Raw genomic sequence first — 24,362 nt, 5'->3', positions numbered from 1 at the left:
CTCATTTTCATGGTTCATTAGGACTAGTTCATATTCTTATATTTAATATTATTATAAAACAAATCCATCAAAAAGTATACTATTTAACAGATTCTTCTATTATATCTTTTACTTTATCTATAGCTTCTTTTGCTTTATTTGGAAGACTTCCACCAGCTTGTGCCATATCTGGTCTTCCTCCACCACCGCCTCCAGCTATTTTGGCTACTTGTTTAATTATGTTACCACAATGTACACCTTTATTCAATACACTTTTTGATGCCATAGCTACAAATTGTACCTTTCCACCTACTATAGAACCTAAAACTACTACTCCATCTACAAGAGCTGCTTTTACCTCTTCTGCTAAGTCTCTTAAAGCATTAGCCTCTACATCCTTCAAAACTCCTACTGCTACTTTTACTCCATTTATATTTACGGCTTCATTTACTATATCATCTTTGGCACTACCTGCTAATTTACTTTTTAAAGCATTTAATTCTTTTTCTTTTTCCTTAAGTTCTGTCATTTGATTTTCTATTCTACTTAAAATGTCTTTCTCTGCACATTTAAATATTGAAGAAATTTCTTTAATCAAATTATTTTTTTCTTCTACAAATTCTATAGCTTTAAATGACGTAAGTGCTTCTATTCTTCTTATTCCTGAAGCTACTCCAGTCTCAGATAGTATTTTAAATAATCCAATTTCTCCAGTATTATATACATGAGTTCCACCACAAAGTTCTTTGCTAAAATCTCCTACAGATACAACTCTTACTTCGTCAGTATATTTATCATCAAATAATGCTGTAGCGCCTTTTGCTTTAGCTTCATCAATGGTCATTACATCTGTAGTTACAGTCACTGCATCCATTATTTTTCTATTAACTAAAACTTCTACTTTATTTATTTCTTCTTCATTCAATGCTGAGAAATGAGTAAAGTCAAATCTTAATCTTCCCTCATCTACATAAGAACCTGATTGGTGAACATGTTCTCCTAATACCTCTCTTAATGCTTCATGAAGCATATGAGTCGCAGTATGATTTCTGCATACATTTTTTCTTAATTCCTCATTTACTTTAAGGGTAACTTCATCGCCAACATTTAATTCTCCTGAAATAGTTTTTACAAAATGCATTACCTTGCCAGATATATTTTTCTTACAATCCACTACTTCACCATTGAATTTAGAATTAAATATTACACCCTTATCTCCTATTTGTCCTCCCATTTCTGCATAGAAAGGAGTTTCCTCTGTAATTATTATTCCATCTCCAGTTAAGTTATTTGAAAATTCTTCTCCATTTATTATTAATTTAACTTTTGAATTTAATTCTATATTATTATAACCATTAAATATTGTTTCTATTTCTGATGGAATTTTATTAATTATGCCATCATCTGTTCCCATATAATTAGACTTTTCCCTAGCATTTCTAGCTCTTTCTCTTTGTTCTGTCATCTCTTTTGTAAAGCCTTCCAAATCCAGTTTCATGCCTTCGTCCTGTAGTATTTCCTCTGTAAGTTCTACTGGGAATCCATAGGTATCATATAATTTAAATCCTTTATCCCCACTTAATATTTTTTCACCTTTTCCTTTTGTTTCTTCTATATAAGATTTTAATATATCCATTCCTGAATCTATTGTTTCAGAAAATCTTTCTTCTTCTAATTTAATTACTTTCTTTATATATTCTTCTTTTTCTTTTAACTCAGCGTATGCACCTGATGAATTTTTTATTACTATATCACAAAGTTTATATAAGAATATATCCTTTATGCCAAGAAGTCTTCCATGTCTTGCTGCTCTTCTCAAAAGTCTTCTTAATACATATCCTCTTCCTTCATTTGATGGAAGAACACCATCACTTATCATAAACGTAACACTTCTCACGTGATCAGTTATTATTCTTAAAGAAGTATCCTTTTGAGGCTCTTTTCCATATTCAACTTTAGCTACTGTACATACATTATCTAATATATTCTTCATAGTATCTATTTCAAATATATTATCAACCCCCTGCATTATAGTTGCAATTCTTTCAAGTCCCATACCTGTATCAATATTGGGGTGGGCTAATCTATTATAATTTCCCTCTTCATCTTTGTCAAATTGTGTAAATACTAGATTCCAGAACTCTACAACTCTATCTTCTTCTGAAGCCTTTACAAACTCATCAACATTATCTATTTTTCCAGTTCCTCTGTCAAAATGTATTTCTGATGATGGTCCACAAGGTCCTTGTCCTATTTCCCAAAAGTTATCTTCTTTTCCTAGTCTGAATATCCTTTTAGGATCTATGTCCGTTTTTGTACTCCAAATTTCATATGCCTCATCATCATCCAAATATATGGTTACATATAATTTGTCTTTTGATATTTTTAAAACCTCTGTAACAAATTCCCATGCCCAAGGGATGATCTCCTCTTTAAAATAATCACCAAAAGAAAAGTTTCCAAGCATCTCAAAGAAAGTTGCGTGTCTTGATGTTTTTCCTACATTCTCAATATCACCAGTTCTTATGCATTTTTGACAAGTAGTTACCCTTTTACTTGGAGGAGTCTTAAGTCCCGTAAAATATGGTTTCAATGGCGCCATACCAGCATTTATTAATAATAACCCTTTATCATTTTGAGGCACCAATGGAAAGCTCTTTAATCTTAAATGCTTTTTACTTTCAAAAAAGCTCAAATATGCTTCTCTTATTTCATTTAATCCTGTTTTATTCATATTATTCCCTCCTTATAGTCTCTCTTTAATACACCTATTAAAAATGTATACAAAAAAATAAAATGACTTTCATACCCTAAAGGGACGAAAATCATTCCGCGTTACCACCCTAATTACACAGTACACTATACTGTGTCTCTCATAAAGTTACAGCTCAAAGACAGCTTCAACATAACTTGCAAAAAGTTTTCACCAACCACTTTCTCTCTAAATGCCTAATTAATGCTTACTCATTCTTATCATTGCCATATATTCTTTTAGTTGCCGTGAACTACTCACCACCTAAGAGGTGTGAGCTTCCTTTAATCCTTCCTAACCACAAGTGGAAATCTCTTTTACAGGCTGTCAGTTTCCAAGGCTATGGCTTTTTTATGAGGAAAAACCTTCCCGTAGTATCTACGGTACTGTAACTTCACAAGTTACTTTTGCAAACCTATAATTTGTTATATGTTATCACATATGTTGTCTATGGGCAAGTGCTATCTATCTCTCACCTATACAGGATGGGAGAATTTCGCACAATTATGTTAAATTAAATTATAAAAAAAAATATAATATATGTCAACATTATTATTGAATTTCTTCATGATTATATTTATCCTGCCAAAGCTCTAATCCCTTAAATTGCCTATAATTATTTATTGCTTTGTGTATAGTTTGTTCTGCCAACACTGAGCAATGCACCTTTGAAGGTGGTAACCCCTCTAATGCTTCAATAACAGATTTATTAGTTATATTCCAAGCATCTTCTAGTGTTTTACCCTTTATAATTTCTGTAGCTATGCTAGCTGATGCTATAGCAGAACCACATCCAAAAGCTTTAAATTTAACATCTTTTATTATATTATCCTCTATAATAAAATAAAATTTCATAACATCCCCACACTTTGGGTCTCCATATTCTCCTACAGCATCTGCATTAGGCAGTACCCCAACATTTCTAGGAGCATAAAAATGTTCTAAGACTTTGTCACTATACATCATATTACACATCTCCTCAACTATAAAAAGTTACTTTTCGTAAAAATTGCCTTTTATTTATGTATACACTTATATACTATAATTATACATGAAAAAATTCGTTTCATATATTAACCATTGCTTTTATAAAAAAACTCTATTTATTAATCCCTAATCACTAGTGCCCACCCCGCAAAATATCTTAATTATTATGACTTATTTTCGTTAGGTACTTTAAAGAATTTTTAAGTTCTAGGTAATAGTGTAAATTTATGCTACGATTTTTTCTCATTTATAGCTAAGTATTAATAAATTCTCCCCCACAACCAGCATAGGAGAGAATTTATATAATCTATGAAATAATCATAATATGAAATTCTATATTATTTTTTCGATTATCCCACCGCCAACTACTAAATCATCTTGATAAAACACTACTGATTGTCCTTTAGTAATTGCTCTTTGCTTTTGGTCAAAGACCACTCTAACTTTTCCTTCTTTTTCTGGAATTATTATGGCCCTTGCAGGTTTTGAAGAATATCTTATCTTAGCTTCTACTTCCATAGGTTTTTCTAAAGAATCAAAAGGAATAAAATTCATATCTGTAGCTAAAAGTTCTGTTTTAAATATATCCTGTTCATCTCCTAAAGTAACTTCATTAGTAACAGGATTTATATCTGATACAAATACAGGTCTACCTAAAGCAATTCCTAATCCTTTTCTTTGTCCTATGGTATAGTGTACTATTCCTTTATGCTTTCCTAAAATATTTCCTTCTTTATCTACAAAATTACCTTGTTTACTATTACTATTAGTATAGTTTTCTATAAACTTTCCGTGATTATTATCTGGTATAAAACATATTTCTTGACTATCCCTTTTGTTATGAACCTTAAGGCCTATTTTCTCCGCTATAGCCCTTATTTCCTCTTTTGTATATTTAGAACAAGGCATCAATGTATGCGCTAACTGTTCCTGTGTTAAATTATATAATACATAGCTTTGATCTTTTTTTGGGTCACATGCCTTTTTGAGAAGATGTCTTTCTCCTTCTTTTTCTATTCTAGCATAATGACCTGTAGCAATATATTCAGCTCCTATAGCCCTAGCTTTTCTTAAAAATGCTTGAAACTTAACATGCTTATTACATGCTATGCAGGGATTTGGAGTTCTGCCTTCTTTATATTCACTTACAAAAGGCTTAATAACCTGTTCTTCAAATTCACTCTTAAAATTCATAACATAAAATGGAATTTCTAATTTATCTGCAACTTTTCTCGCATCATCCACTGCAGATAAACTACAGCAACTGGTTTCGCATTCCTCATACTCCTTAATATCTGGAGCTAACCTCATCATTATACCTATTACATCATAACCTTGCTCTTTTAACAAATATGCAGCTACAGAGCTATCCACTCCTCCACTCATACCTATGACAACTTTTTTTTTCATAATTTTATCACCTTTATTTTACTCTTCTCCATGCTCGTGATCATGGGCATCTTTTTCTTCGTAATCCCAAAGCTCTAATCCCTTACCTTTTCTATAATCATTTATAGCTTTGTGTATAGCTTGCTCTGCTAAAACTGAACAGTGCATTTTTACAGGTGGAAGCCCGTCTAGAGCTTCAGCTACAGCCTTGTTAGTTAGTTCCCAAGCTTCTTCTACCCTTTTCCCTTTTATAAGTTCCGTAGCCATACTAGATGATGCTATAGCGGATCCACATCCAAAGGTTTTAAATTTAACGTCTTTAATAATATCATCTTCAACTTTCAAATAAATTTTCATTATATCGCCACATTTAGGATTGCCAACTTCTCCCACTCCATTGGCATCTTGTATTTCTCCTACATTTCTTGGATTTGTAAAATGCTCCATTACTTTTTCACTATATATCATAATTATTTATCCCCTTTCTTTAAAAAGTCATCCCATAATGGTGACATATCTCTTAATCTTTGAACTATATTAGGTACCACTTCTAGTACATAATCTACATCTTCTTCTGTGGTTTTCTCTCCCAAAGTCAATCTTAAAGAACCATGAGCTATTTCATGAGGAAGCCCTATAGCAAGTAGTACATGTGATGGATCTAAAGATCCAGATGTACAAGCACTTCCACTAGAAGCACATATGCCCTTAGCATCTAAAAGAAGAAGTATTGATTCACCTTCTATAAATCTAAAACAAATATTCACATTTCCTGCAAGTCTGTCTTTCCCTATTGGTCCATTTAATCTAGTATATGGAACCTTTAAAAGTCCGTTTATTAATTTATCTCTTAACTTAGAAAGTCTTTCTTGCTCTTTTTCTAAGTTTTCATCTGCCAATTCTATAGCTTTTCCAAGTCCAACTATACCAGCTATATTTTCAGTTCCTGCCCTTCTGCCTCTTTCCTGTCCACCACCATGAACTAAGTTGTCTATTCTTACGCCCTTTCTTATATATAAAACTCCCACACCCTTAGGTCCATAAAATTTATGAGCTGCCATAGATAATAAGTCTATTTTCATATCTTTAACGTCTATTTTTTCATGACCTATAGCTTGAACTGCATCTGTATGGAAGAATATTCTCTTTTCTCTGCAAATTTCACCTATTTCTTTTATCGGTTGTATAGTTCCTATCTCATTATTTGCATACATTATTGAAACCAATATCGTCTTATCTGTTATAGCATTCTTTAAATCTTCTATTCTAATTTTACCTTCTTCGTCTACTGGAAGGTAGGTTATTTCAAAACCATTTCTGGCTAAAAATTCACATGTATGAAGTATAGCATGATGCTCTATTTTAGTAGTTATTATGTGATTTCCTCTATGTTTATTTGCAAAAGCTATTCCCTTTAAAGCCCAGTTATCTGCCTCAGAACCTCCACCTGTAAAGAACACTTCTGCTGGCTCACAATTTATAACTTTAGAAACTCTTTCTCTTGCTAAATCTATAGCCTTTTTTGTTTCTCTTGATAATGAATATATGGATGATGGATTTCCAAATTCCTGTGTGAAATAAGGAATCATCGCCTCTAAAACTTCTGGCTTTGTATATGTAGTAGCCGCATAATCCATATAAACTCTTTTATTGTTTTCCATTTATATCACTCCCTACTTTTCATTCATTCTTTTATAATCATCTACAATATCTTGTAAAGTTACTGACGTGGTTACGCTATCTATGCTTTCCTTTATTTTTTTCCATAAAAGCCTAGTAGCACAACACTCAATATTGTTACATTTATTTCCTTCTAGACAACCAGATATTTCTACTGGTCCTTCTAGAATTTCCATTATATCAAAGATAGTTATGTCTTTTGGTTCTCTATTTAAAACATATCCACCTTGTGCACCTCTAATACTCTTTATAAGTTTTGCCTTTCTTAAAGGTGAAAATAACTGTTCTAAATAGTATTCAGATATATCCTGCCTTTCTGAAATAGACTTTATAGATACAGGATTTTTCCCATAATTTATGGCTAAATCCACCATAGCTTTTACCCCATATCTACCTTTAGTAGATAATTTCATTTAATCACCTCTTAATGCCGAGCTTTTCACTCAACTTTATAAATAAATATTATCAAACCCGACCATTCTTGTCAACATTAAAATAAAAAAAACTATAAGATTTAAATCTTATAGTTTTTTTATCTTATCCCAATATTTTTTAGCATTTATTTCCATCTTATTGTTGCCTGCCTCATAATATATATTACCTTCAATACTACTTGGCATATAATTCTGCTCTATATAATTATTGGGATAATCATGAGGATATTTATAGTTTTGCATTCTGCCTAAACTCTCAGCACCTTTATAGTGACCATCCCTTATATTAGCTGGTATTTCGCTAATATATTTTTTATCCAAATCCTCTAATGCTCTATCTATAGCCAACAATGCCGAGTTGGATTTTGGTGCTGTGGCTAAAAGTATTACAGCCTCGGAAAGAGGTATCTTAGCCTCTGGAAAACCTAACTGCATAGCTGAATCTGTACAGGCTTTTACTATATTTATAGCATTAGGATATGCAAGTCCAATATCTTCTGATGCTATAACTAATAATCTTCTGCATATAGATATTAAGTCTCCTACTTTTATTAATCTAGCTAAATAATGCAAAGATGCATCCACATGACTTCCTCTTATAGACTTTTGAAAAGCACTTAAAATATCATAATGACTTTCACCATTTACGTCATAATTTAGTATTTTTGCAGGGCAACAATTTTTAACTATTCCTTCATTTATATTCAAAATACCATTTTCGTCTATATCTGTTGTATTTATACATATTTCCAAAATATTAATAGCTCTTCTCACATCTCCATCACTTAATTTAGCTATGTAAGAAAGCACCTTTTCTTCTGCATTTATATCTATGTTTTTAAATTCCTTTTGAGCTATACTTAAAGCCCTATTTAATGCAGCTTCTATATGCCTTTCTTCTATAGGCTTAAATTCAAAAACTGCTGCTCTACTTAAAATAGCCTTATACACATAATGAAATGGATTTTCTGTAGTACTGGCTATTAAAGTTATCTTGCCATTTTCCATGAATTCTAATAAAGATTGCTGCTGTTTTTTATTAAAGTTCTGTATCTCATCCAAATAAAGTATGATTCCATTTAAATTCATTAAACTATCCAACTCTTCTACAATATCCTTAATATCACTTAAAGAAGCATTAGTAGCATTTAATTTATAAAAACTTTTATTAGACACTTTTGCCATTAAATTAGCTACAGTAGTCTTTCCAACTCCCGGTGGCCCATAAAATATACTATTAGTTATTTTTCCTGAAGATAACATTTTATTTAATATTTTACCCTTTCCTAAAAGATGTTCTTGTCCCACCACCTCTTCTATAGAACTTGGGCGTATACTATCCGCTAAAGGTTTCAAAAAAATCCCTCCAAAGTCATACATATTTATATATTATTTTAAATAATTATGATTTTTAAGTACTCTTTAAATTTAGTCCGTTATAAGTGTTATTTTTCTGTCTTGGAGACTATAAGCTTCTCAGCACTTCTAGCCATTATCTTATGTCCTTCATAATTAGGATGTATACCATCGGTATAATATCTACAATCTCCATTGTCCTTTAGTTCATGAACAAATTCCTTGTAAAAATCTATATATTTATATCCATTAAATTTACAAGCCTCTATTATTCTATTCCTATAATCTACTATTTTTTTATTGACATTTTCATAGTCTACTTCTTTAGTCCATTTCTCCCTTGCCAATTTAGGTTCCGTAGGTATTTGTATCCCTATTATTGGCTCTATGCCATGTTCATTTGCTTCCTTAGCCAAAAAAATTACATTTTCTTGAACTCTTTTCAAATCATAACCTAAAATAAAATCGTTAGTACCTCCCATGATTATAACTTTATCTGGATAATTCAAAATAATATCCTCATAAGATCTACTTAACATTCCTGCTGTAGTATCTCCGTTTATTCCCTTATTTACAAAGCGTATCTCTAATTTTTCTTTTAATATTTCAATCCAAGTATGTCTTTTCATAACACCAAAGCCATAAGTTAAACTATCACCAATACATACAATCTTCATATTCAAACTCCTTTATCCTCATTTCTTTAAGAATATCTCTTTCTCTGGTACATTCCACCAATCATGATAATCCTCATCTATCATGAATTCATAATAAAATTTACCACCCATTAACTTTTTTATAATATCCTCAGCTTTATATCCTTCACTATATTTTGATAAATTACTTATTAGCACTTTAGCCTGCCTTGGATTTATACTTAGAATCTTTATAATGTCATTTATACTATAGTATTTTTCATTTAATTTACTAAACAATGCATTTTGCATATTAATCTTATATTTTAAATCTACAATTCTGTTTTTATGAGGTCCATTTTTTCCTCTATGATGCTCTGAGCATAGATATATAAAGTTTAACGGAAAATCAAATCCACCTGCATTTTTAAATACAATATGATGTCTTTCTCCTGCCTCTCCACATACAATGCATCTTTTCAAACTATTATCCTGCTACTCAAAACATGGTCAAATGTATCCATATTGAGATTCTTACTGCTTCAACGTACTCTGTCTTGCCTAAGCTACTACAGTTTGTATAGTACTCCGCAGTCGTTAATTCCCCAAATAGCCTTGGGTACACATATAAGTGCTTGTTTAATTAAGCTATCTTATATTCTTTAACATTAGCTAAATTTATTGAAGCATTTAAATCTCTATCAATAGAAAGCCCACAACTGCATTTGTAAACTCTATCAGATAGTTTTAAATCTTTCTTATATGCTCCACAACAGCTACACACTTTACTACTTGGATAGAATCTATTAACTATTCTTATCTCAATGCCATTTTGTTTAGCTTTTGAAATAAGCTTAGTTCTAAATTCATAAAACTTTTGCCCAGCAACCGCTTTAGCTAAATGTCTATTCTTCATCATTCCACTTACATTTAAATCTTCAATAGTTATAAAACTTGGTTTTTGTTTTATTAACTCATTCACTGTTTTATTTATATAATCATTTCTTATACTTGTAAGTCTTTGATGAAGTTTTTGTACCTTGACTATTTGTTTTTGGATATTTTGACGAGTAGCTTCTCCTTTCTCTTTTTTATTTCTTAATTTTAAACTTTCATATTTTCTTGAAAGCTTTCTTTGCTCACGTTTTAGTTTCTTTTCTGCTTTTTTAACTGTTTTAGTTTTGTTAATATTCTTTTTAGTTAAGCCATTATTACAAATTGCAAAATTCTTTAGTCCAAGGTCTACGCCTATTCCTTCTGAGTAAGGTTTATTATCTACTTTAATAGCTTCTTCAACTAAAATTGAAACAAAATATCTATCTGCTTTTTGATTTACTGTACCACTTTTAACCATAGAGTTAACTGGAATGTATCCAAATTCTTTTAATCTAATCCAGCCTAAAGTTGGTACTTTAACTCTATGTCTTTCAATAGTCCAATCTGTTTTATTGTTCTTTGGAAAGTAAGCTTTAACATCTTGATTTTTCTTTTTCTTAAATTTAGGAAAACTTGCTTTACCATCAAAAAACTTTTTAAAAGCTTTTTCTCCATTCATAATGGCTTGTTTAGTAGCTTTAGAGGATACTTCTTTAATCCAAATTTTATCGGTATTATTAGGAATATACTCATTATTAAGCCATTTAGAAAAATCCATACCACTAATAAATTTTTTCTCTTTTTCGTAAACTTCTTTATTATGAGCAATATAAAAATTGTATATGAACCTACTTACACCAATAGTTTGATGAATTTTAGTTGTCTGTTCTTCTGTTGGTTTAATCTCTATTTTGTATGCTTTTTTCAACTTCTTCATCTTCCTTTATCTTTTTCTTATATTTTCTTAAGCCATAAATTCTGCAACTAAAAATATGAAGTATGGAAATTATATCTTGAACTAATTCTTCTGATGGTGATAGACTTTCATTATTTACTACTATTATTTTTACATTAAATTTCTCTAAAAATCTTTCAAACCATTCAAATCCAAAACGTACAAATCTATCTTTATGAGTTACTATTATAGTGCTTATTTCAGAAGTCATACACTGGTCTATTAGTTTATTCCATTTCTTACGATTATAGTTCAATCCACTTCCATAATCCTCTATAATTTCATCTACAATAATTCCTTTTGCATTAGCATATTGTTTAAGAAACTCAACTTGATTTTTTAGATCATCTTTTTGATTAGAAGTTGAAACCCTTGTATATATAATTGTTCTTTTTTCAGAAGATGTTATTCCTTTAAACTCTTTATATTGTTCGTAAGTATAATATCTTCTATTTGTTGGTGTTCTAAATGCTTTTAATATTCCTTCGTTATCCCATCTTTGCAATGTTCTAACTGATACATTAATTAATTCTGCAAATTCATTTGGTTTATAGTTATTATTTTTCAAATGTACTCACTTCCTTTTCATAAGTATATTTTACTATATTTAATTACTTTTATCTATATTTTAAATAACTAAAGATATCTCCTACATTAAAATTAACTAATCCTTAACTTTAGTACAACTATCTAAAGCTAAAAAAATTATGAAAACTCCTACTATCCATGTTTAGATTGCATAATCTGTAAAATGTAAAATTCATATACATGGAATTAGTTAGCTTAAGAGAGTTTCAAAATACATAACATCTTACTGATATTTTAACTTTATTTCTAGTATATTATAACATTAATCTTATAATATTTAATTCAACTTTCGTAGTTAAAAAATAAAAATATAAAATTTAAAATGAAGAATAAAGTTCTTTTAGAAACTAACTACAATTTAAAATTTGCAAGTAAGTAATAGGTAAGAGCTAAGAAGTAAGAGTTAAGGATAAAACTCAAAGAGTTTTTTATAATTAATTTGTAAGTAACAGGTAATAAGTAATAATTGTGGTGAAAATTCAGCTTTGCTGAATTTTTTAAAGAAACTCTTACCTTTTACCTATTAGTTCTTACCTTTTCACTCTTACTTTTTACCTCTTACCTACTCTACAAATTCCTATTTTACATTCTAAATTTTAAATTAAAAACCCTTATTAATCTAATGTAGAGCTTGAACTTTATGTGCGAAAGTTGAATATTTAATAAAATAAAAAAAGATATAGAATGGATAGTTATATTAAACTATCTGCTCTATATCCATAATACTATATTTAAATAAACATTAATAAAAATTTATAATTTACAATTTAATCTCTTGCTCTGTTTTGCTGTTTTCTTTGTCTTCTACACTCTGGGCATCTCTTTGGTTCATTTTCAAATCCTTTTTCCTTGTAGAATTCTTGCTCCCCTTCTGTAAAAACAAATTCCTTGCCGCAATCTTTACAAACTAAATTCTTATCTGCCATAAAAAACCTCCTAAACTTGGATTTAACGATTTAAGAACCTGCTTCTCCAAATCTAGGAGTAAATTTTCTTAAAAAGGTTAAATCGCTATTTTTTTTACTTATTATACCATATGGTAATAGCTTATTCAATACTAATTATATATATATCTACAATTTGTAATATACAATTTAGACACTAAATATACATAGGTTTTTGGATAAATATTGATTGTAATAACTCCTTAAAAACACATTGTTTCGTTAAAAATTTTTCGAATAAGTTTCAAATTACGAATTTCAGTTATATATATATAGCTATTGGTATTGTTTCTATAAAACTGTATTCTTCCATATCTCTTAACTGATTTTTTTTAGTATCTTTCATAAAACTTTTATAGTTTGTATTAGCAAGCATATCTTCTAAATAATCAAAACTTCCACCAATTTTTAAAGCTCTTTCTTTATCCCCTGAACTTTTACAAAAATTTATTACCTTTGCAAATATAAATAATTCACTATTCATCAAATGCTCCATATCGCCTCGTAGGTACTCAGTTTTTAATGGTAATATAAATTTAACATTAGCCCCAAGAAAGTCTTCTGATAAATACTTAATGGATTTATTATCTTTAAAACTATTTAATTGTTCTTTAAGGGATTTTAAAATCTTATCCTTATAGGGATCTTCTTCCATTCTTATTATTTTTTCCGCCTCCATAATATTTATCATTTCTTTTATATTATGAACTACAGATGCTTCATGAATTTTAGAATTAATCAATATATAATCATTATTTTGTACATTTTCTAAATCTTTCTTATTATTTATATGCTTAATCATTCCATTGTCTTCTAATGTATCCAGAACACTAATAAAGGCTTCTAATAGTATAGATACCTGTTCATCTATTAGCTCCCGTGAATATTCATTTAATATTTGTATGGATAAATCCCCCTCTACATATTTACCTTCCATAACATTGCTTAAAGGAGTATTTAACTTTAATATACACTGTTTCTTTCTCGTAATGCTTTTTATATTTACATTTTTTTTTATAATTATCATAGTATATATATCATTTATAGCATTTTCGTTTAAGTAAAATGGTATTGCAATTTTATCAGCCACCATACCTCTCCTTAGCATTATTCCCCTATTATTTTATAGATGCAAATATGCTTTTAGAACATTAAAACATTATTTATTATTATAACACTCTAATATTTCTCCATAATATATAGTGTGGGCATCTCCAGGTGCATACCACTTGCTCTCTTCTTCCTTATACCATTTTTTCTTAATATCTTCATCTAATAAATTAATATCCATGTTGTGCTTATAAACTATTTTACATTCATAAATCATTCCACAATTTTCTATGGAAGGTGATTTAACATTTTCACTTTTTTGCACACCTAAATGACATTCTTTAAATTTATCATACTCTCTTCCTGATTTACTTCCACAAAAACCTATAGCATCTTTCATACTATCGTCCATAGGTATTGATACAGTAAAGTCTTCAGCATTTTCTAATAATTTATGAGTATATCTTGACTCCCTTACCAATGCTATAAACACGGGTCTTCCCCATTCGTATCCTATATTACCCCAACCTATGGTCATGGTATTTGTATTTCCTTCCCTATCTGTAACAGTTAGAAATGCTCCTCTGTGTTGTAAATTTTTTAAAGCTTCTTCCAAATTTAAAGTATAATTAATATCCATAATACTCCTCCTTTAATATATAGCGTTTAATTTATCTTTAACCTCTACATTAATATTTTTATGTTCTCTATACTATTACTCCCAAAAAGTATTAAATTGCTTGAATTATGAAATTTCTTAAATTTATTATTCCAAGCTCTTATGCAAGTCATGAAAGAGAAATTTCATAATTCCACCACATTGTACCTTTTTGTGGTTTAATCATCTATATTACATTCTAACATATTTTACATGCACTTCTCAAATATACAAAACCTCTCAAATTATTTGCCATTCACACTAAATACTCATCTAAACGAAATTCTTATTTTAAATTAAAATATCAATAAAACAAAATTCTAAGCTTCCTTTAAAATTTAATATAAAGCCTAGAATTCATAGTTAGTATATTATTCCAATATAAAATTTTAATTATTTAATAATCATAAGTATAAGTGGTATGGTAATTATAGAAAGCATAGTAGTAATAAATACACTTTGTGATGCATATTTAGGATTTTTACCATAACTTTCAGCAAATATTGAACATATAGCTGCTGCAGGCATAGCTTCAACTATTACAGCTATGTTTATCAAAAATTTATCAATTCCACAAAAATTCATAAAATAATAAATAATTATTGGTATAACTAAGAGTCTTATTATAGACGCATAGTATATGGATGTTTCCTTAAATATATCTGAAAACTTTACCTCTGCCAACATACTACCTATAAGTATCATAGATACCGGAGTTGTAATAGACCCAACTAAATTCAGAGTATTCATTAATGCATAAGGCAACTTTATAGAAAACAAAAATATTACTACACCTATAATAACTGCTATTATACCTGGATTTGTCATTACTTTTTTTAAACTTCTAGACTCTTTATCTTTTGTAAACAACATAACTCCAAAAGTCCAGCTAAATATGGTAAAAGGAATATTAAAAACCGATGCATATAGTATTCCAATGTTACCGTATATACTTTGAAGTACTGGATATCCCATAAATCCACAATTTGAAAAAACAGTTACAAACCTTAAAATATCTTTTTTATCCCTATCTTTTGGAAATTTAATATAAAAAGCTTTGCTTAAAGGAATCAATAAGATATGTATAAGGGAAGAATATATAAAAATACTCTTTATATTTTTCATCATTTCTGGTGAAAACTTATGATTGAAAGAACCTATTATCATAAAAGGAAGTGTTATTTTAAGTAGTAAATCTGAAAATCCTTTATTTAGTTCCTTATTTAATATTCCTATTTTTCTAGCAATATATCCTACTCCAATGATTAAAAATAAAATTAATACTTGATTTATGACCCCTAAATTTGCCACTGCGCACCATCCTTTTTAAATAAAATACACATTTAATTATATGATATTAATCTTGATTTGAACATATTAATATTATACATTCGTCATATACAACTATATACTAATATTTTAAATTTGCAGATAGGCAATAAATAAGTAAGAGGTAATAAGTATTATTTAAGGATAAAACTCAAGGAGTTTTTTATAATTAATTTGTAAATAAGTAAAAAGTAAGAGTTATGGTGAAAATTCAGCAAGACTGAATTTTTTTTAAGAAACTCTTACTTTTTACCTATTAATTCTTACCTTTTCTCTTTCTCTCTTAAATCTTTTTTTATTATTCTATATAATATTTTTTAATATAAGGAGAGGTCATAGCTTGAAGTAAACAGCCATAATCTACATTAAATTCTAATATATCTCCCACATCATATTCCTCTTTACTATCTGTCACATCTAATATTAAATGATCACTACTACCTCCTAAAACTGTAATGTATTTATCTCTAGGAAAAGTTCCATCAATCTTTATATCCTGTCTCCCCATAGCAACAATGGCTCTTTTTCTTATTCCCTTATCCTCAAAATGAGGGATTTCTCCGAAAGCATCCATACCTATGTTGCCTACAGGAATTGATGGTTTTTCTTTTATTTCTATTATTTCTCCTTTTAATACAAAACAATCTCTATAGCAACCCTCTATACTCTCCCCAAAAGCAGTTTCTCTGCCTAGTGCAATACCTTCACCTATTCTAAGTTGATTTATTCCCTTAGGCATTTTTTCATTTATAACTAAATGTATACTACTAGAATTTCCTCCTGATATAATAGGCAATTCTAAATTTAATTGTTCTTTTAACATTTTTTTTATTTTTAAAAGCTTTCCTAAATTATTTTCATCGGGAATTATACCTCCATAACAAGTTAAATTAGTGCCAATTCCGCATAATTTTATATTTGGTAGTTTAATTATTTGTTTTACTGTATCCAGTACATCTTTCTCCAGAATCCCTTCTCTTAAATCTCCCACATCTATCATTAGAATTACTGCGTGTATCCTATTTATTTTTTGGGCTGCTTTTGACAAAGCTTTTATAGTACAAAATTCTGAATTTAAACTGATATCTGAGTATTTAACCACCTTAGCACTGTTTCTCTCCATGGGTATTCGTAAAAGCATTTTTCTACACTTTAAATCTTTTATCTTTATTAAGTTTTCTAATCTAGAATCTCCTACCAGCTCTATTCCACCTTTTATTTCACTTTCTACAATTGGTCTTTCAGCACAAAATACTTTAGTGACCCCCACTACATGTATACCTGATTTGTTACACATTTCCACTATTATTTTGGCATTATGGGTTATTTTTTTCAAATAAACTTCTATACAAGGATAACTTTTTCCCATAAAAATCCCCTCTTTTATATTTATAAATTTAAACTCTTCTCTATAAGCTTTAAAGCATACTCTTTATTTTCTCTAGCAAGCACTCCTGCACAAGCCATTATATACATATGATCAATTAAAACTTTTGCTTCTTCTCTTGGATACATAGTTAAATCTTCCTTAAGATACTTTATACCTTTAAGCATATTTTCTCCTTCTGGAAGTTTTGTAAGTGCACCTCCAGTACCCACTATATACCTAACTTTGGATAAATCCTTACCATAAGCTATAAATTTTTTACCTGACCCATAAACTCTTTTAATATATCCCACATGCCTATCAACTGCAGTATTAACTGCTTTCTTAGTTAAAATACAGCTGCATTTCTTTTGTTCTTTTGTCATTGGTATAGGTTCTATATTATTTTTTATATACTCTCTATTTAATCCTTCCATTTCTATATCTTCCAATATTTCTATTACGTTAGAGCTGTTTATATATACTCCCAAATCCCCCTCTACAGTTCTTTTAGCTTTAGGTTCTGGACTTAAAAGTATGTCCTGTATCTCTGATGAGCCTTCAGTAACTGAGTGAACATCAGTAGTAGCTCCACCTACGTCTATGACTAAAACATCTCCAATGCTATCATATAATAACTTCGCACTTTCCATTACAGCTCCCGGCGTAGGCATTATGGTTCCATCTACCATTTCTTTTATTCTGTCCATACCAGGAGCCTTTACTATATTATTTTCAAAGGCTCTTTGAATCACCTCTCTGGCAGGCTCTACATTTAATTCATCAATTCTTGGATACACATTATCTACAATATAAAATTCCTGTCCTTGAAGGATTTCCTTTATATCTTCTCTATTTGCTATGTTTCCACAGTAAATTACAGGTATCCCAAAGTTTTCTCTATTTATAACCTCTGCATTATAAATAGCTGTATCGCGTTCTCCATAATCTGTTCCCCCAGCTATCATTATCAAATTAGGCTTTAATTCTTTAATTTTTCTTAAATCACTTTTATAGAGCTTTCCTGCTGTGACATTTTTAATTATACCCCCAGCACCAAGGGCTGCTTCCCTAGCAGCCTTAACTGTCATATCCTGAACCAAACCATGAACTGTTATTTTAAGACCACCTGCAGCACTACTAGTGGCGAGCATTTTATTCCATACGATCTTTTCTCCTAAACTTTCCTCTATTTCACCTATAGCTTTTTTAAGTCCTACTGTTACATCTCCTTGAAGCACTGTGGTATTGGCTTTACCCTGCGCTACAAGTATTTCTTTGCTATTAAAATCTAGTGCACTTACTAAAGTAGTAGTACTTCCTATTTCTGCTATTAAATAGTCAACCTTCATAAAAATCATCCTTTTTTATTCTTCTAATCTTTTTTGAAGAGTTTCTACTATGAAAGATGCTACATCATTACCATGAGAACCTCTGCCAAATCCTACATCCATTCCATTGGCTTTAGCAATTTCATCTGTTACCTGAGTTCCTCCAGAAACCAATATAATACTATCTCTAACTCCTTTTTCTATGCAGAGATTATTTAACTTCTGCATATTTTTTACATGTACGTCATTATGAGTTATTATGGTACTGGCAAGTATAGCCTGAGCCTTAGTTTCTATAGCTGCATCTATAAGTTTCTCAACTGGACAAGAAGTTCCAAGATATACACAGTCAATACCGTATTTTTCTATTCCCCCGTGTTTTATATCTATTATTTCTCTAAGTCCAACAGAATGTTCATCTTCTCCAACAGTGGCTGCTACAACTCTTATTGGATGCTTCTTAACAAACTCTCTCATAGTTTCATCACTCAAAATTTGTTTCTTTTCTGGAACCTTTAATTCGCTCTTATTAATTGAGAAATTAACTTTACCTTTAACCTCTACATAAGTTCCTTCACTATCCTGCAAAATTTGTTTGTGTATAACCTCTGGATCTAATAAATTCATATTTTTAGCTATTTCAAGAGCAGCCGCTTCGCTGGTTCGTTCATCCTCTGGTATAAACATATTAATGGTTACAATACCATCTTTACTCCACTCCACTTCTGGCTTTATGGTTCCATCCTCTTTAACTTTTTCCATTCTTTTATATACATTATCATTTGGGTCTAACTCATCTATATACTGTATTTTTTCATGCTTACATAAAGTACATCCATTTATGGCCTCACAAGGCTTTTCTATATTATATTTTTCAGGTATATGATTATATCCAAAATGAGCACAAACTGGAGCGAAATAATCCTTATCTCTAAGAACTACCGTATCTGCTGCTACTCCCTTTTGAATTTTTCTAGCTATACCATCCCCATTTCTTTCTGGATACATGCCTGAATCCACAAAGAATCCTTCTTCTACTGCTTTAAAATATCCCCCTACTTCTATTATTTCTTCTAAGAATAATATAGCTCTTTCAGTAATTTCCCTAACTTTGTTTGGTAAATATCCTTCATCCTTAAGCTCTACCATTTCCTTAAGTCCATCCATACCTAATAAAGCTTGTTTTGCTGTATTAACTGCATGTATACTATTGTAATGCCATGGGACATTTCTTCCTTCATCCGGTGTTATAGTACTTTGTATATCTGCCGAGGTTAATTTTGAAATGAGCATATTTAAAACGTGAGTTACTGTAGCTTCTCTAGTACAGGACTCCATATATTTAGTATTCATTTGAGCTCTCATTTTATAATCTTTAAACATCTTTCTTAAAGCCACAGCATAAGGCAAATCTAACTTTAAACAAGGAGCTGGTGGTGCTGTAGGAGGGACTGTAGATAATGATATATTTTCTTTTTTCATTCCCACCATTTCTGAATATTTAGCATTTATAGCATGCTGAACCATTAACTCTGGCAATACATTGTAGCCTTTCATAGCTGTTGCATTTGCATTATGTGCTCCATCTATTTGAAGAATATCTGCAAAGGCCATTATTCTCTTTGCCACAGCAGCATCTACAAAGGATCTAACCATATTGATATTTCTATATAAAACGTTATACTGAGGATCTTGATGTGCTCCATTTACTCCTTCTTCTGCAAACATTACTGCAATATCTGGACCTGCTACTCCTGAAACATAGGAATGGAAATTTATCTCTCTTCCCACTTCCTCCTCTATCATATCTAAAGCTTTTCTAGTAGCTCTTACTTCCTTTCTTGTAATAGGAACTCCGCCTATACCTTCTGGAGTACCCTCAATAAGTCCATCATAATGGCTTTGCCCCGCGGTTCTTATAACCATTATATGATCTGCCCCATGCCAAGCCGCCATTCTCATCCTTCTTATATCGTCTTCAAATCTACCTGATGCAATTTCAGAAGTAATAACCTGAATAGGTTGAGGATCTATATTATTAAATCCTCTTGCTGCTGGAAGAGGTCTGCTCTTTTTTAAAGGCTTTGATATTTCACTATAGTTAAAATCACCTACAGGCTCATTGTATGCCTCTCTCCAATGCCATCCCCTTCTCTTTGGCTTATAATTATCTAAATCTTTTAATATCTCTTCTACATTTATTTTTTCGTTTTCCATAAGCTTTTTCTTTTCATTACCCATTTAACTCACCACCCATAACTTCTCCAATTTCTTCCCATCCTTTTCCTTCTGCCAATTGCTTTCCTGCTTCCATGTAATCTATTCCTTTAATATTTGCATATTCTAAAACTACATGCCCCATACCTTTTCCTAAAAGGTTCCATTTACAACCCTGCTTAACTATTTCTGAACATTCAATACTTGTAAAACCCATTCTCAAAAGCACAGAACGTTCTATAGAAGGTGATGTGTTATTGTATGCTAAATCTACCATTGGTCTAACTATTTCTTCTGTTAAACTCCAAAATCTATTATAAAGCTCTTCATCTGTTAAATTCTTAATATGCTCTCTTCTTTTTTCAAAGTCATCCGCTCTTTTCACAAATAGCCCCCCTTATAAGTACTATATTTCTTTTCCAAGACTTCCTATAATGTCTAAAACTTCTTTTTTATTAAGCCTTGTCTCTTCACATAAAAACTCCATATCCTCTTCACTAAAAACAGCAGCTCTTGAAGTTTTTAAATTATTTTTAATTAAAGATTTTCTATAAGAATTTAAATCTTTTTCTTCTATAAATAACTTTGATGGATGATCTGGTATTACAATATTTTTCCCTGGCACTTCTTCTTTAGGATCGCCTAATTTTACTATTACCCCATTATTTTTAGCAAAAGTAAGCTGTGGAAGTATATGTTTTCCTGCCCCTGTATATTCTGTTTCTTGTACAACTAGAATCTCATCATTCTTCATTTCTTGAGCTATGACAAAAGCTGCGGCTAAAGATGTATTACCTGCCGGACCCCTTTCCATGCCTTCTATTTGAGAAAGCAACTCTGTCATATAAAATACCTCACCTTGGTTTACAGTTACATATCTATCCATGTATCTTAATGGTCTAGCTGCACTTCTTGGTACATCCGACCTATCAGGCCAAGTCATAAAAGGAATTCCAAAGCCTGTATGTCCAGTGGTAAATGATTTTCTATTAAAATCTATATCTGATGCCATGTGCAATCCTGTTAAATCTACAGAAGCCCCTATAACTTTAGTATTTATAGCTCCCGCCTTCTTAAGTCCTCTAGCAGTACCAGTTAAATTTCCTCCACCAGCATGAGTTATGACCACACCTTCTGGTTCCTTTCCAAATCTCTCTTTGCACTGGTTATATATTTCATATCCCAAGCTTTCAACTCCCGCTATACCACTAGGGGAATATAGAGAAGCATTATAATATCCAGTGTTTTCTAAAACCTTTAAAAATGTGTAAAATAATTCCGGTCCTACTGTCAGTTGTATTACCTCTGCTCCTAGGCATTCACATTTTCTTCCCTTTTCAAGAATTTCAGGTTGACCTACTTTTGTAGAATCATAACATTCTTGAACTATTATGCATTTAAGTCCCCGCATAGCTGCTTGAGAAGCCACTGCAGCACCATAGTTTCCTGATGTAGCAGATACCACTCCCTTATAACCTTTTCTCTTAGCATCATATACAGATAAAGCTGCTCTTCTATCCTTAAAACTTCCTGAAGGATTAGCACTTTCATCTTTCAAAAATATCCTAGCTGCTTGGCCAGTTTTGGATACCTTTCTTGCTAAAGCTGTTAAATTTCTTAATTCTAATAATGGCGTATTTCCAACACCAGTTTCCTTTTGTATCCTCATTACTTCATTAAGTTCATATCCTGTATCCCTCATCATCTCTTCATAATCAAAAGCAATATTAGATTTTTCATATTTAGAATAATTTATTTTTACAGATTTAAGCATTATTTCATTTTTTCTTTCCATTAAATCATAATATTTACTCAAAATTTCACCTTCTTACTTTTCATCACTTAATATTTTTCTTGCTTGAATTCCTATAAGAGAAATCTCCCTTACATACTCTCCAAAATCATGTACATATCTTGGCTCCACATCTGTAACTATTCCCTTTTCACATCTTCCTGTCAACGTCTCTATTTCTACTTCTTCTCCTATATCACATTCTCTTTTACAAAAACCCTTTACCCACATTTTTAATGGAGTTTTCTTAGTATCTTCTGGTATATTATCTGCTCTTTCTTCTGGTTCTAAAACCACTCTTGTTATCTCAACCCATGTTCCCTTTTCAATCATATTATTACTCACCTCTATAATACTTTATTTGCTCTACAAAACTATTTTCTATAGCATGTGGCAAAGGTAGATCTATCATAGTTCTAAGACCTGGCTTACTAGAAATAACTAATGGTATAGTATTAACTGCCATAGCCATAGTACCTATTCCACCAGGAGTTTCTGGTTTTATACAAAGATCTAAATCAGCATCTCCTTTAATGTGAATATAATCACCAGTGTCCACTCCCTCACTTTGAGGATTTATTTGCTGTGGATGCTCAAGAGTTATAATATTCTTTCCATTCCTTTTACCATAAGCAATATGACAACATCCAGCAACCATTCCTGGTTCTACCTTTACACAATCAGTTTCTCTATAAGTATTGGATATAATAGGTTCTCTAGTTTCCACTATTTCATCTATTTCTAGTCCTAATGCCTTAGCAATCATAGGTATAGATTGTCTAAATCCTATATGTCCTACTATAGACCCATTTTTAATTCCTTCTTCAAATTCTTCCAATGTTGTGCCTACACCTTGTGTTTTCATAACTGTAAGTCCAAATGGAGATAAATCGTTTACTCTAGAAGCGCTTATAGATTGCACTTTCCTACAAGCAGCTGACAAGGTAATTATCATTGTATCTAGTACAAAGCCCGGATTAACTCCCGTTCCCAATATAGTAACTCCATTTTCTTTTGCCAATCTATCCATTTCCTCTGCTAGTTCTTTATGTGCTTCATATGGATAAGCCATTTCTTCTGCAATAGTTATGCAGTTCATCTTATTTTCAACTATTTTTTTTATGCACGGAAATACATTCTTTACAAAAGAATCAATAGCAAGAATAACTACATCTGCCTCCACATGCTTAACCTTAGAAAAATCGTCACTTATCTGCACATTTAATTTTTTGTCTAACCCCAATACCTCTCCCAAATCTTTTCCAATTTTAAATGGTGCCATATCCACAGCTGCTACAATTTCCACATCTTTTTTTTCTAAAAGCATTTTGGCCATTCCACTTCCCATAGCTCCAAGTCCCCAAGAAATAACTTTAACTTTTTCCATTTTTACTCCCCCTTTTAATTTTAACTTTCATAACTTATTCCTTTTTCCGAAAATTAAATCTATTCCTTTATTTTATACGCAACTTTCATGCCATACATTTATGCTATATTCCTATTAATTTTAAAATATTAGATGATTATTTCTTCAATATATGCTATTTTTCTTAAATACTCCTATGTTTTTTGCTTTTTTGCTTGCATTTTCATCCAATAAATTCCTTTTATATATTTATTTTTTGGTGGAATAGCCAGCCGCAAAAAATATTGCGTTAACACATTTTTTCATTTGTCTGAATTTACTGTAAATATCGCTTTTTAAATGTACTGCAAATTATTTTGCAGTATACTGCCGAATTTATGGCATTTTAAATTTACATTTACCTTTTAAATAAAATAAAAAATAAATCTAAGATTATTTGTAGCTAATAATCTTAGATTTATTTAATTTATAGAAAATTTATTGCTATAATATGATTATCCCACAAAAGTATTACATTACTTTAATTATGAAATTTCTCTGAAATGACTTGTATAAGAAACAAAGGAACTATTTAAATTTAATTTTAGAAATTCTTCTTTTAGACAGATAAAATTATCGTAAGCCTGCCAAGGACGCCAGGCTAGCGAACCTGAGGCAGGACGATGAATGTGAGCGCTA

Annotated in this window: 22 protein-coding genes and 1 other annotated feature; all 22 genes read right to left on the bottom strand. The window is 30.6% G+C overall.

The window, feature by feature from the left end:
- Window positions 1-79: 79 nt before the first annotated feature.
- The 22 genes from alaS to ord all read right to left on the bottom strand — a co-directional run bounded on the left by alaS (window position 80) and on the right by ord (window position 23,705).
- On the bottom strand, window positions 80-2,713 hold the full coding sequence (alaS, locus tag C1715_RS11205; protein WP_102400574.1) for an alanine--tRNA ligase: 2,634 nt from the start codon (window positions 2,711-2,713) through the stop codon (window positions 80-82).
- A gap of 77 nt (window positions 2,714-2,790) precedes the next feature.
- Window positions 2,791-2,965: a binding site (T-box leader), on the bottom strand.
- Window positions 2,966-3,283: 318 nt separating this feature from the next.
- Window positions 3,284-3,697, bottom strand: a complete 414-nt coding sequence (nifU, locus tag C1715_RS11200) for a Fe-S cluster assembly scaffold protein NifU (RefSeq protein ID WP_102400573.1) — start codon at window positions 3,695-3,697, stop codon at window positions 3,284-3,286.
- A 354-nt stretch (window positions 3,698-4,051) separates the two neighbouring features.
- A complete protein-coding gene (gene mnmA / locus C1715_RS11195) occupies window positions 4,052-5,128 on the bottom strand; it encodes a tRNA 2-thiouridine(34) synthase MnmA (protein ID WP_102400572.1) in 1,077 nt (358 codons plus the stop codon).
- 18 nt (window positions 5,129-5,146) lie between these two features.
- Window positions 5,147-5,575, bottom strand: coding sequence for a Fe-S cluster assembly scaffold protein NifU (nifU, locus tag C1715_RS11190; RefSeq protein ID WP_102400571.1), 429 nt, complete (start codon window positions 5,573-5,575; stop codon window positions 5,147-5,149).
- Between the two features lie 2 nt (window positions 5,576-5,577).
- A complete protein-coding gene (nifS, locus tag C1715_RS11185) occupies window positions 5,578-6,768 on the bottom strand; it encodes a cysteine desulfurase NifS (RefSeq protein ID WP_102400570.1) in 1,191 nt (396 codons plus the stop codon).
- A 12-nt stretch (window positions 6,769-6,780) separates the two neighbouring features.
- A complete protein-coding gene (locus C1715_RS11180; RefSeq protein WP_102400569.1) occupies window positions 6,781-7,200 on the bottom strand; it encodes an RrF2 family transcriptional regulator in 420 nt (139 codons plus the stop codon).
- Between the two features lie 108 nt (window positions 7,201-7,308).
- A complete protein-coding gene (locus C1715_RS11175) occupies window positions 7,309-8,577 on the bottom strand; it encodes a replication-associated recombination protein A (RefSeq protein WP_242971944.1) in 1,269 nt (422 codons plus the stop codon).
- Window positions 8,578-8,666: 89 nt separating this feature from the next.
- Window positions 8,667-9,254 (bottom strand): SGNH/GDSL hydrolase family protein, encoded by a 588-nt coding sequence (locus C1715_RS11170; RefSeq protein WP_102400567.1) that lies wholly within the window; start codon window positions 9,252-9,254, stop codon window positions 8,667-8,669.
- Window positions 9,255-9,272: 18 nt separating this feature from the next.
- Entirely contained in the window at window positions 9,273-9,695 is a 423-nt protein-coding gene (locus C1715_RS11165; protein WP_102400566.1) for an HNH endonuclease, read from the bottom strand.
- A 160-nt stretch (window positions 9,696-9,855) separates the two neighbouring features.
- Entirely contained in the window at window positions 9,856-11,025 is a 1,170-nt protein-coding gene (locus C1715_RS11160) for an RNA-guided endonuclease InsQ/TnpB family protein (protein ID WP_180964063.1), read from the bottom strand.
- Entirely contained in the window at window positions 10,988-11,611 is a 624-nt protein-coding gene (locus C1715_RS11155; RefSeq protein WP_102400564.1) for an IS607 family transposase, read from the bottom strand. Before C1715_RS11155 ends, C1715_RS11160 begins: the two co-directional genes overlap by 38 nt.
- 787 nt (window positions 11,612-12,398) lie before the next feature.
- Window positions 12,399-12,557: a zinc-ribbon domain-containing protein gene (locus C1715_RS11150; protein ID WP_102400563.1), complete on the bottom strand. Its 159-nt coding sequence runs from the start codon at window positions 12,555-12,557 to the stop codon at window positions 12,399-12,401.
- A gap of 280 nt (window positions 12,558-12,837) precedes the next feature.
- Window positions 12,838-13,665 (bottom strand): hypothetical protein, encoded by an 828-nt coding sequence (locus tag C1715_RS11145; RefSeq protein WP_102400562.1) that lies wholly within the window; start codon window positions 13,663-13,665, stop codon window positions 12,838-12,840.
- Window positions 13,666-13,734: 69 nt separating this feature from the next.
- Window positions 13,735-14,265, bottom strand: coding sequence for a flavin reductase family protein (locus C1715_RS11140; protein WP_102400561.1), 531 nt, complete (start codon window positions 14,263-14,265; stop codon window positions 13,735-13,737).
- Window positions 14,266-14,676: 411 nt separating this feature from the next.
- A complete protein-coding gene (locus tag C1715_RS11135) occupies window positions 14,677-15,594 on the bottom strand; it encodes an AEC family transporter (protein WP_102400560.1) in 918 nt (305 codons plus the stop codon).
- Window positions 15,595-15,910: 316 nt separating this feature from the next.
- Window positions 15,911-16,981 (bottom strand): ornithine racemase Orr, encoded by a 1,071-nt coding sequence (gene orr, locus C1715_RS11130; RefSeq protein ID WP_102400559.1) that lies wholly within the window; start codon window positions 16,979-16,981, stop codon window positions 15,911-15,913.
- Window positions 16,982-17,001: 20 nt separating this feature from the next.
- Complete coding sequence (locus C1715_RS11125; RefSeq protein WP_102400558.1) at window positions 17,002-18,330, bottom strand: GlmL-related ornithine degradation protein; 1,329 nt, start codon at window positions 18,328-18,330, stop codon at window positions 17,002-17,004.
- Window positions 18,331-18,345: 15 nt separating this feature from the next.
- Window positions 18,346-20,550, bottom strand: a complete 2,205-nt coding sequence (gene oraE / locus C1715_RS11120) for a D-ornithine 4,5-aminomutase subunit OraE (protein ID WP_102400557.1) — start codon at window positions 20,548-20,550, stop codon at window positions 18,346-18,348.
- Complete coding sequence (locus C1715_RS11115; protein WP_102400556.1) at window positions 20,543-20,911, bottom strand: ornithine aminomutase subunit alpha; 369 nt, start codon at window positions 20,909-20,911, stop codon at window positions 20,543-20,545. The genes oraE and C1715_RS11115 overlap by 8 nt, the downstream gene beginning before the upstream one ends.
- Before the next feature lie 21 nt (window positions 20,912-20,932).
- On the bottom strand, window positions 20,933-22,342 hold the full coding sequence (gene ortB / locus C1715_RS11110; protein ID WP_102400555.1) for a 2-amino-4-oxopentanoate thiolase subunit OrtB: 1,410 nt from the start codon (window positions 22,340-22,342) through the stop codon (window positions 20,933-20,935).
- A gap of 12 nt (window positions 22,343-22,354) precedes the next feature.
- Window positions 22,355-22,651: a 2-amino-4-oxopentanoate thiolase subunit OrtA gene (ortA, locus tag C1715_RS11105; protein WP_102400554.1), complete on the bottom strand. Its 297-nt coding sequence runs from the start codon at window positions 22,649-22,651 to the stop codon at window positions 22,355-22,357.
- 4 nt (window positions 22,652-22,655) lie between these two features.
- Entirely contained in the window at window positions 22,656-23,705 is a 1,050-nt protein-coding gene (ord, locus tag C1715_RS11100; RefSeq protein ID WP_102400553.1) for a 2,4-diaminopentanoate dehydrogenase, read from the bottom strand.
- Window positions 23,706-24,362: the final 657 nt, after the last annotated feature.

The organism is Haloimpatiens massiliensis, from assembly GCF_900184255.1.
Lineage (GTDB): Bacteria > Bacillota > Clostridia > Clostridiales > Clostridiaceae > Haloimpatiens > Haloimpatiens massiliensis.
This window is presented reverse-complemented; position numbering and strand designations above follow the sequence as displayed.

Bases quoted from the DNA above. Each gene is read 5' to 3' on its own strand.
- alaS (WP_102400574.1), bottom strand. From the start codon at position 2,713: ATGAATAAAACAGGATTAAATGAAATAAGAGAAGCATATTTGAGCTTT.
- nifU (WP_102400573.1), bottom strand. From the start codon at position 3,697: ATGATGTATAGTGACAAAGTCTTAGAACATTTTTATGCTCCTAGAAAT.
- mnmA (WP_102400572.1), bottom strand. From the start codon at position 5,128: ATGAAAAAAAAAGTTGTCATAGGTATGAGTGGAGGAGTGGATAGCTCT.
- nifU (WP_102400571.1), bottom strand. From the start codon at position 5,575: ATGATATATAGTGAAAAAGTAATGGAGCATTTTACAAATCCAAGAAAT.
- nifS (WP_102400570.1), bottom strand. From the start codon at position 6,768: ATGGAAAACAATAAAAGAGTTTATATGGATTATGCGGCTACTACATAT.
- C1715_RS11180 (WP_102400569.1), bottom strand. From the start codon at position 7,200: ATGAAATTATCTACTAAAGGTAGATATGGGGTAAAAGCTATGGTGGAT.
- C1715_RS11170 (WP_102400567.1), bottom strand. From the start codon at position 9,254: ATGAAGATTGTATGTATTGGTGATAGTTTAACTTATGGCTTTGGTGTT.
- C1715_RS11160 (WP_180964063.1), bottom strand. From the start codon at position 11,025: ATGAAGAAGTTGAAAAAAGCATACAAAATAGAGATTAAACCAACAGAA.
- C1715_RS11150 (WP_102400563.1), bottom strand. From the start codon at position 12,557: ATGGCAGATAAGAATTTAGTTTGTAAAGATTGCGGCAAGGAATTTGTT.
- C1715_RS11140 (WP_102400561.1), bottom strand. From the start codon at position 14,265: ATGGATATTAATTATACTTTAAATTTGGAAGAAGCTTTAAAAAATTTA.
- orr (WP_102400559.1), bottom strand. From the start codon at position 16,981: ATGGGAAAAAGTTATCCTTGTATAGAAGTTTATTTGAAAAAAATAACC.
- C1715_RS11125 (WP_102400558.1), bottom strand. From the start codon at position 18,330: ATGAAGGTTGACTATTTAATAGCAGAAATAGGAAGTACTACTACTTTA.
- oraE (WP_102400557.1), bottom strand. From the start codon at position 20,550: ATGGGTAATGAAAAGAAAAAGCTTATGGAAAACGAAAAAATAAATGTA.
- ortA (WP_102400554.1), bottom strand. From the start codon at position 22,651: ATGATTGAAAAGGGAACATGGGTTGAGATAACAAGAGTGGTTTTAGAA.
- ord (WP_102400553.1), bottom strand. From the start codon at position 23,705: ATGGAAAAAGTTAAAGTTATTTCTTGGGGACTTGGAGCTATGGGAAGT.